The following is a 6,000-nucleotide window of genomic DNA, read 5'->3' on the forward strand; positions in this document are numbered from 1 at the left end:
TCATGCTGCAAATGGCTCATTCCGGGGCGCTGGAAATCCTTGCAGTAGCGCATTCGCCGTGAAGGACTCCACAATCGCAGGTATGCTGCCGTCCAGTCGTTTGGCGCGCTGCTTTCGCAGTGGGGCGCTAAGCTGAAAACAGGTCAACCGCCGGGAGTGCGCGCAGTGTTTGCTTTAGATTCACGACTTCAACAGGACACCCTGACCATCGGCGATTTCCCGCTCTGCCGACTGCTGTTGTCCAACGATGCCAACTACCCGTGGTTCATCCTGGTGCCACGCCGCGACGATATCAGCGAGTTGTTTCAGTTGGATGTCGCCGACCAGCAGCGCTTGTGGCAGGAAACCACAGCCCTGGCCGAGGTACTCAAGGACTCCTTCGACGCCGACAAGATGAATGTCGCGACCCTGGGTAATGTTGTCAGCCAACTGCATATGCATGTCATCGTGCGTAAACGGGACGATGCCGCCTGGCCGGCGCCGGTCTGGGGCAAGCACCCCGCCAAGCCTTACAGTGCCGAGCAAGTGGCCGCGATCCGCGAGCGCCTGCGTCTGGTGCTGGACGACGATTTCACCTTTCTGGAGGGCTGAGTGATGAGCCTCGAACAACGTGTTACCGAGCTGGAAAGCCGCCTGGCGTTTCAGGACGACACCATTCAGGCATTGAACGATGTGCTGGTGGAGCAGCAGCGGGTGGTTGAGCGTCTGCAATTGCAGATGGCAGCTGTACTCAAGCGTCAGGAAGAGATGGTCGGCCAGATCGGATCCTTTGAGGAAGACGCGCCGCCGCCACACTATTGAGAGGTGTGCGGGCATGCTTCCGTGAAAAAAGCGCGCATTAAAAAACCGCGAACAGCCAGGCTGTTCGCGGTTTTTTATTGCCGGGAGGCGTGAATCAGCGACGCGGCAGGGCGGCGATCACGTCTTCGGCCTGCAGGCCCTTGTCACGGTTCATCACCGAGAACTCCACGCGCTGGCCTTCGACCAGAACGCGGTGGCCTTCGCCACGGATGGCGCGAAAGTGCACGAAAATATCATCGCCGGAATCCCGGGAGATAAAGCCGAAGCCCTTGGAGGTGTTGAACCACTTGACGGTGCCGGTATCGCGGTTGCTCATGTCGTAGCTTTGCGTAGCGGCGGCCGGTGAGGATTTATAAAAGCTGACGGCCAGGTGCAGGACCACGGCAACCAGTGCAATCACCAGGCTGAACAGTACGGCTGGCTGGCCGGCGATGACAGGCATCGGCGCGATCAGGGTCAGGGTTTGCAGGACGACGGTCAGGACCAGCAAGGCGCTGACCAGGTTTTGCAGATGCTGGCGCGGACCTTTGTTCCAGTAAGGGATGACTGGCGCAAGGATCAGGTTCAGCAGGCCGAAAAAGGCCAGGTAAAGTGCATCGGGTTGTTGCAGGTAAGGTACCGCTTCGGACTTCAGGCTAGGTATGAAGGACAGCAGCAAGGCTGCTGCGCCCATTAGCAGGTGGACGATTTTCAACATTTTTATTGACTCACGTTATGACGGCTCACAAGGAAGAGCTGAAGGCGCACGGTTCGCTTCGGAACAATAAAGAGGCGTTGGACACGTACCCGGCATCAGCCTATGCGCAGGCCCGGAAAACGGGGCGTAGCGACACACTGTCTATTTAACAGCAAAGCCTGCGGGTACTCAAATTACGCCGGCCAGCGGCAGGCGTCGGACGATTTGTCGCGTCTATCGGGGTCATGCGGGGGCTGCGGGGCGGGGGTGGCCTTGCTACAGTGCAGCGGCACCTGTTGGATGAATTCAATCGCCTTTAGGGGGTAAACATGGCAATCGATATCGGTATCAGTGAAGAAGACCGCAAATCCATCGTCGAAGGGCTCTCGCGCCTTCTGTCGGACACCTACGTGCTGTATCTGAAGACCCACAACTTCCACTGGAACGTCACCGGGCCGATGTTCCGGACCCTGCATCTGATGTTCGAGGAGCAATACAACGAACTGGCCCTGGCGGTGGATTCGATTGCCGAACGTATCAGGGCCCTGGGTTTTCCCGCCCCGGGCGCGTACGCGACCTATGCGCGGCTGTCTTCCATTAAAGAGGAAGAGGGGGTGCCGAGTGCCGAGGACATGATCAAACAATTGGTCGAGGGTCAGGAGGCAGTCACTCGCACGGCGCGGGGGATATTCCCCCTGCTGGATAAAGTCAGCGATGAGCCGACCGCCGACCTGCTGACTCAGCGTATGCAGGTTCACGAGAAAACCGCGTGGATGTTGCGCGCACTGCTCGAGGCCTGACGGCGGAAGGCGCACGGACTCACTTCATTCGTGCGCTGTTCTCTTTTTTGCCCGGAAAAGTCATTCGCGAATGTAGGAAGCAAGGAAGACGCCCCACCGCTCCATGATCCTCCGTATCGCGTTGGCTTATCCTACGCGGATGGTCAAAAAGTCATCTGGATCTGCCTTTGCGCCTGCGCTTTTAATGAGGTCACAGGATGTTGCCTTGAAAACAAGCGCAGAAATGGCAAAGGAGTGTCAACGATATGGAAGGTGGAGACAGGCGAATAGAGATCGCTGGCGGTTCGCAGCAAGAGAAAATCGTGGAGCCCTTTCTCGGCGGATTCGACATGGAGTTGATCCGGCCGTCGTCCCGATCGGTACGTTTGAACGGGTTCGCGACCTGCATGCGGCTGGAGCAGGTTTACTGGAACATTCTGGGCCGGATGGCCGAGGACAATTGCTGTTCGGTCGGCACGCTGTTGTCCCGCGTTGATCGTGAAGTGCACCTGCGCCATGGCGGGGTGAAAAACTTCAGCGGTCTGGTGCGGGTGGTGTGTGTGGTGCACGGCCTGCGGGATTCTCCCGGGATCAATAACGGGGGGTGTCACTGACGAGACGGCCTGTGCAGTCTTCCGGCTGCACAGGCCGCATTTAATGGCTATAATCCCGCCCTTTCGCCGCACAGCCCTGCGCGTGCTGGCAATCTGATTGCCGAGACAACCCCATGCCGATGTACGATTACCAATGTGCTTCCTGTGGTCATCAGTTGGAAGCCATTCAAAAGATCAGCGACGCACCACTGGTCGATTGCCCTGCCTGCCAGGCGCCGGAACTCAAGAAGCAGCTGTCCATGCCGGGCTTTCGCCTCAGCGGCAGTGGCTGGTACGAAACCGATTTCAAGACCGGCGCGAAGAAGAACCTGGCCGGTGGCGACAAATCTGACTAGGGTTCAGACCCAGGTCGAACGACACGCGCGAGTTTCCACAAGTTGCACAGTGCTTGAGTGCAGCGGGATCTCCACCGAATTTCGAATTACGAGAAGCGAACCACTACCATGATGCGCAGCCATTATTGCGGCCAACTGAACGAAAGCCTGGAAGGCCAGGAAATTACCCTTTGCGGATGGGTTCACCGTCGTCGCGACCACGGCGGGGTGATTTTCCTCGATATCCGTGATCGTGACGGTCTGGCCCAGGTAGTGTTCGATCCGGATCGCGCCGAGAGCTTCGCCGCCGCCGATCGCGTGCGCAGCGAATACGTGGTGAAGATCACCGGCAAGGTGCGTCTGCGTCCGGCCGGTGCCACTAACGCCAACATGGCGTCGGGCATGATCGAAGTGCTGGGCTACGAGCTGGAAGTGCTGAACGAGTCGGAAACCCCGCCGTTCCCGCTGAACGAGTTCTCCGACGTCGGCGAAGAAACCCGCCTGCGCTATCGCTTCCTGGACCTGCGTCGTCCGGAAATGGCCGAGAAGCTGCGTCTGCGTTCGCGCATGACCACCAGCATCCGTCGCTACCTCGACGAAAACGGCTTCCTCGACGTCGAAACACCGATCCTGACCCGTGCCACGCCAGAAGGCGCGCGCGACTACCTCGTGCCGAGCCGTACCCACGCCGGTTCGTTCTTCGCGTTGCCGCAATCGCCACAGCTGTTCAAGCAACTGCTGATGGTCGCCGGCTTCGACCGCTACTACCAGATCGCCAAGTGCTTCCGCGACGAAGACCTGCGTGCCGACCGTCAGCCTGAGTTCACTCAGATCGACATCGAAACCAGCTTCCTCGACGAAAAAGACATCATGGGCCTGACCGAAGGCATGATCCGCAACCTGTTCAAGGAAGTGCTGGGTCTGGAATTCGGCGAATTCCCGCACATGACGTTCGAAGAAGCCATGCGCCGTTACGGTTCCGACAAGCCGGACCTGCGTAACCCGCTGGAGCTGGTCGACGTGGCCGATCAGCTGAAAGAAGTGGATTTCAAGGTCTTCAGCGGCCCTGCCAACGATCCGAAATGCCGTATCGCCGCACTGCGCGTTCCAGGCGGGGCGAGCATGCCGCGCAAGCAGATCGACGACTACACCAAGTTCGTCGGCATCTATGGTGCCAAGGGCCTGGCGTACATCAAGGTCAACGAGCGTGCTGCCGGTGTTGATGGTCTGCAATCGCCGATCGTGAAAAACATCCCGGAAGCCAACTTGAACGTGATCCTCGATCGCGTCGGTGCAGTCGACGGCGATATCGTGTTCTTCGGCGCCGACAAGGCCAAGATCGTCAGCGAAGCCCTGGGCGCGCTGCGTATCAAGCTCGGTCACGACCTCAAGTTGCTGACCTGCGAGTGGGCACCGATGTGGGTCGTCGACTTCCCGATGTTCGAAGAGAACGATGACGGCAGCTTCTCGGCGCTGCACCACCCGTTCACCGCGCCGAAGTGCTCGCCGGAAGAGCTGGAAGCCAACCCGGCGGGCGCTCTGTCCCGTGCCTACGACATGGTGCTGAACGGCACCGAGCTGGGTGGCGGTTCGATCCGTATCCACCGCAAGGAGATGCAACAGGCGGTATTCCGTCTGCTGGGCATCAACGAAGCGGAACAGGAAGAGAAGTTCGGCTTCCTGCTCGACGCCCTGAAATACGGTGCGCCGCCGCACGGTGGTCTGGCCTTCGGTCTGGACCGTCTGGTGATGCTGATGACCGGCGCCCAGTCGATCCGTGAAGTGATCGCCTTCCCGAAAACCCAGAGTGCTGCCGACGTGATGACGCAGGCGCCGGGTGTAGTGGATGCCAAGGCATTGCGCGAATTGCACATTCGTTTGCGCGAAACGCCAAAGGCCGAGTAAGACGGGCCTGAAGGCGCATCTTCGGATGCGCCTTTTTTCTTTCTGCAGTGATTGAAAACAAGATTTTTTTGCTGGCCGATGCGAATGCATGGCGGGCATTGGTTCAAGAGAATTCGGAGCGAGTTATGGCAGGTCATTCCAAGTGGGCGAACATCAAGCACCGCAAAGAACGCCAGGATGCCAAGAGAGGCAAGATTTTCACCAAGTGGATCCGCGAACTGACCGTGGCGGCCCGTCAGGGCGGCGGTGATCCGGGCTCCAACCCGCGTCTGCGTCTGGCGCTGGACAAGGCGCTGGGCGCCAACATGAGCCGGGACATCATCGACCGCGCCGTGGCCCGTGGCGCCGGCGCGACCGAGGCCGACAATGTTGAGGAGCTGACCTACGAAGGTTACGGCCCGGGTGGCGTAGCGGTGATGGTCGAGTGCATGACCGACAACCGCAACCGTACCGCAGCGGCAGTGCGCCACGCGTTCAGCAAGTGTGGCGGCAACCTCGGTACCGACGGTTCGGTGGCGTATCTGTTCGAACGCAAGGGCCAGATCAGCTTTGCACCGGGTGTCGACGAAGACGCACTGACAGAAGCGGCACTTGAAGCCGATGCCGACGACGTGGTCAGCCACGAAGACGGCTCGATCGACGTGTTCACCTCGTTCACCAGTTTCTACGCAGTGCGCAATGCCCTGGAAGCTGCTGGCTTCAAGGGTGATGACGCGGAAATCGTCATGCAGCCGACCACCAGCGCCGAACTGGACCTGGAGGGCGCCGAGAAGGTGCTCAAGCTCATCGATATGCTTGAGGATCTGGATGACGTGCAAAACGTCTATTCCAATGCGGACATTCCGGAAGACGTGGCCGCTCAGTTAGGCTAAGAGCGGCTAGGCTTCACGGTGGGAGCGGGCTTGCTCGCG

General features: G+C 59.4%; 8 protein-coding genes. 7 read left to right on the forward strand and 1 reads right to left on the reverse strand.

The window, feature by feature from the left end; genetic code table 11:
* Positions 1-165 precede the first annotated feature (165 nt).
* Complete coding sequence (locus ACTJK9_RS11235; protein ID WP_440813852.1) at positions 166-591, forward strand: HIT family protein; 426 nt, start codon at positions 166-168, stop codon at positions 589-591.
* A 3-nt stretch (positions 592-594) separates the two neighbouring features.
* Complete coding sequence (locus tag ACTJK9_RS11240; RefSeq protein WP_039766003.1) at positions 595-801, forward strand: SlyX family protein; 207 nt, start codon at positions 595-597, stop codon at positions 799-801.
* Positions 802-895: 94 nt separating this feature from the next.
* On the opposite strand, the gene ACTJK9_RS11245 is transcribed toward ACTJK9_RS11240, so the two are convergent.
* Entirely contained in the window at positions 896-1,498 is a 603-nt protein-coding gene (locus ACTJK9_RS11245) for a cold-shock protein (protein WP_011335647.1), read from the reverse strand.
* Between the two features lie 308 nt (positions 1,499-1,806).
* Here ACTJK9_RS11245 and ACTJK9_RS11250 point away from each other — a divergent pair, with 308 nt between their 5' ends.
* The 5 genes from ACTJK9_RS11250 to ACTJK9_RS11270 all read left to right on the forward strand — a co-directional run bounded on the left by ACTJK9_RS11250 (position 1,807) and on the right by ACTJK9_RS11270 (position 5,961).
* Positions 1,807-2,277: a Dps family protein gene (locus tag ACTJK9_RS11250; RefSeq protein ID WP_007951212.1), complete on the forward strand. Its 471-nt coding sequence runs from the start codon at positions 1,807-1,809 to the stop codon at positions 2,275-2,277.
* 245 nt (positions 2,278-2,522) lie between these two features.
* Positions 2,523-2,870, forward strand: coding sequence for a ribbon-helix-helix domain-containing protein (locus ACTJK9_RS11255; protein ID WP_085610809.1), 348 nt, complete (start codon positions 2,523-2,525; stop codon positions 2,868-2,870).
* Positions 2,871-2,983: 113 nt separating this feature from the next.
* Positions 2,984-3,205 carry an FmdB family zinc ribbon protein gene (locus ACTJK9_RS11260; protein WP_007951210.1) on the forward strand — a complete coding sequence of 74 codons (222 nt, stop codon included), beginning with the start codon at positions 2,984-2,986 and terminating at the stop codon, positions 3,203-3,205.
* Between the two features lie 108 nt (positions 3,206-3,313).
* Positions 3,314-5,089: an aspartate--tRNA ligase gene (gene aspS, locus ACTJK9_RS11265; RefSeq protein ID WP_064599001.1), complete on the forward strand. Its 1,776-nt coding sequence runs from the start codon at positions 3,314-3,316 to the stop codon at positions 5,087-5,089.
* 125 nt (positions 5,090-5,214) lie between these two features.
* Positions 5,215-5,961, forward strand: coding sequence for a YebC/PmpR family DNA-binding transcriptional regulator (locus ACTJK9_RS11270; protein WP_003227527.1), 747 nt, complete (start codon positions 5,215-5,217; stop codon positions 5,959-5,961).
* The last annotated feature ends 39 nt before the right edge of the window (positions 5,962-6,000 follow it).

Origin of the sequence: Pseudomonas sp. 22082 (genome assembly GCF_052046055.1) — a bacterium.
GTDB classification, from domain to species: Bacteria; Pseudomonadota; Gammaproteobacteria; order Pseudomonadales; family Pseudomonadaceae; genus Aquipseudomonas; species Aquipseudomonas pharyngis.